General features: G+C 36.3%; 2 pseudogenes. Both read left to right on the plus strand.

Annotated elements, in window-relative coordinates:
- A pseudogene (gene sbnB / locus IDG60_RS27750) lies at positions 1-377 on the plus strand (N-[(2S)-2-amino-2-carboxyethyl]-L-glutamate dehydrogenase SbnB); the annotation flags it as partial.
- 20 nt (positions 378-397) lie between these two features.
- A pseudogene (locus IDG60_RS27755) lies at positions 398-851 on the plus strand (staphyloferrin B biosynthesis protein SbnC); the annotation flags it as partial.

Genomic DNA, 851 nt, shown 5'->3' on the forward strand with positions numbered 1-851 from the left:
CATGTACCGTAACGGATCAACCATACATTGAATATGATTGGTTACAAAAGGGTGCATTTATTAGCAACATTTCTATCATGGATGTGCATAAAGAAGTCTTTATTAAAGCTGACAAAGTCGTAGTAGATGACTGGTCACAATGTAATCGAGAAAAGAAAACTATTAACCAATTGGTGTTAGAAGGTAAATTCAGCAAAGAAGCACTTCATGCTGAACTAGGGCAACTTGTGACAGGTGACATACCAGGACGTGAAGACGATGATGAAATCATATTACTTAATCCGATGGGTATGGCTATCGAAGATATTTCAAGTGCTTATTTTATTTATCAACAGGCACAACAACAAAATATTGGGACAACATTGAACCTATATTAAGAATGCGAGGTGTCTGAACATTGCAGAATCATACAGCAGTCAATACAGCACAAGCGATAATATTAAGAGATTTAGTTGATGCATTATTATTTGAAGATATAGCCGGAATTGTATCGAATAGTGAGATTACTAAAGAAAACGGACAAACGCTTTTGATATACGAACGTGAAACACAACAAATAAAGATACCTGTTTATTTTAGTGCTTTAAATATGTTTCGTTACGAAAGTTCACAACCAATTACGATAGAGGGAAGGGTGTCTAAGCAACCTTTAACGGCAGCTGAATTTTGGCAAACAATTGCTAATATGAATTGTGATCTAAGTCATGAATGGGAAGTGGCTCGCGTTGAAGAAGGACTGACTACTGCTGCCACACAGCTTGCTAAACAATTATCAGAATTAGATTTAGCGTCACATCCTTTTGTGATGTCAGAGCAGTTTGCAAGTTTAAAAGATCGTCCATTTCATCCAT

Source organism: Staphylococcus sp. EG-SA-2, assembly GCF_017152085.1.